This is a genomic window from Pseudomonas sp. PME37.24/025 (assembly GCF_055556615.1).
In genome coordinates this window covers 1,262-2,727 of record NZ_JBVHNK010000031.1, presented here as the reverse complement: position 1 = coordinate 2,727, position 1,466 = coordinate 1,262, and the positions used below count along the sequence as shown (strand labels likewise).

At 57.3% G+C, this 1,466-nt stretch carries 3 protein-coding genes; all 3 read left to right on the top strand.

Annotation, left to right across the window (positions count from 1 at the left end):
- Positions 1-68 precede the first annotated feature (68 nt).
- Complete coding sequence (gene tnpA / locus ACZ3HH_RS29340; protein ID WP_465810000.1) at positions 69-425, top strand: IS66-like element accessory protein TnpA; 357 nt, start codon at positions 69-71, stop codon at positions 423-425.
- Positions 422-757, top strand: coding sequence for an IS66 family insertion sequence element accessory protein TnpB (tnpB, locus tag ACZ3HH_RS29335; protein ID WP_465809998.1), 336 nt, complete (start codon positions 422-424; stop codon positions 755-757). The genes tnpA and tnpB overlap by 4 nt, the downstream gene beginning before the upstream one ends.
- 60 nt (positions 758-817) lie before the next feature.
- Positions 818-1,466 (top strand): transposase (locus tag ACZ3HH_RS29330; RefSeq protein WP_465809996.1); only part of this gene is annotated, 649 nt, incomplete at its 3' end.

Below are 1,466 nucleotides of genomic sequence, written 5' to 3'. Positions count from 1 at the left end.
TGTAACCGTCCGCCAAAGTCACCTACCCGATCCCCGCGATAAGGGCGATGTTCTCCACTTAAAAATACGTGGACACTATCGCCCTTATCATCAGGATCGCCATGCGCCAAAGAACCTCTTACCCCAAACCCTTTAAAGCCCAGATCGTCCAGGAATGCCTGCAACCTGGCGTCTCGCTGACCAGCGTAGCCCTGCGCCATGGCATCAACGCCAACCTGGTTCGAAAGTGGATACCTATTTATCGTGATCGCCAGGCGCCGGCTTTGCCCGCTTTCGTTCCGGTGAAACTGGCGCCAGAAACCCAGCCAGATCTGCAAAAGTCCGTCAGCATCGAGGTTCCTTTCGGCCAGCAAAACCTCACGGTGACGTGGCCATCCTCAGATCCTGATGGGTGCGCCCGTTTTATCCGTGGGCTTGCCAAGTGATCCGTATCGACGCCATCTGGCTCGCCACTGAGCCCATGGATATGCGCGCCGGTACCGAGACTGCGTTGGCCAGAGTCATTACGGTATTCGGTGCGGCGAAGCCGCACTGCGCTTATCTCTTTGCCAATCGACGAGCCAATCGAATGAAAGTGCTGGTTCATGACGGAATTGGTGTTTGGCTGGCGGCACGGCGGTTGAATCAAGGCAAATTCCACTGGCCAGGCATTCGACAAGGTAGCGAGCTGGAACTGGACACCGAACAACTTCAGGCCTTGGTGCTCGGTCTGCCGTGGCAGCGCGTTGGAGCTGGCGGCGCCATTACACTGCTTTAAAACTGCAATTAGCCGCTTGGATTACTGCCGTCGGCGATCTGCTTTGGTAAAATCCAAGGCATGACTTCCTTGTCTGACCTCGACCAAATGACCCCCGACCAACTGCGTGCCCTCGCTGCGCAGTTGATGTCGAAGGTCGATACCATGGGCAGAAAGATCCACCGCGATCAAACCATCATCGAACAGCTGATCCACGAGATCGCCATCCTCAAGCGGCACAGGTTTGCCAAGCGCAGTGAGCAGATCAACCCCGAGCAAGGCAACTTGCTCGACGACCTGCTCAACACTGACCTTGAAGCTATCGACGCTGAGTTGACGGCACTTCAGCCAGCTCCCGCTCCAGAAGAGAAACGTCAGCAACCTAAGCGTGCGCCGCTGCCGCCGCAGTTTCCACGCACCGTGATCCATCATGAGCCGGAAAATACCCAGTGCACCTGCGGCTGCCAGCTTCAGCGCATCGGCGAAGATGTGAGCGAAAAGCTGGATTACACACCTGGCGTGTTCACCGTCGAGCAGCATGTGCGTGGGAAATGGGCCTGCCGTCAGTGCGAAACACTGATCCAGGCACCGGTGCCAGCCCAGGTGATCGACAAGGGAATACCTACCGCAGGCCTGCTGGCTCATGTGATGGTGGCGAAGTTCGCTGACCATTTGCCGCTGTACCGGCAGGAGAAAATCTTTGGCCGAGCCGGCTTGGCCATCGCGCGTT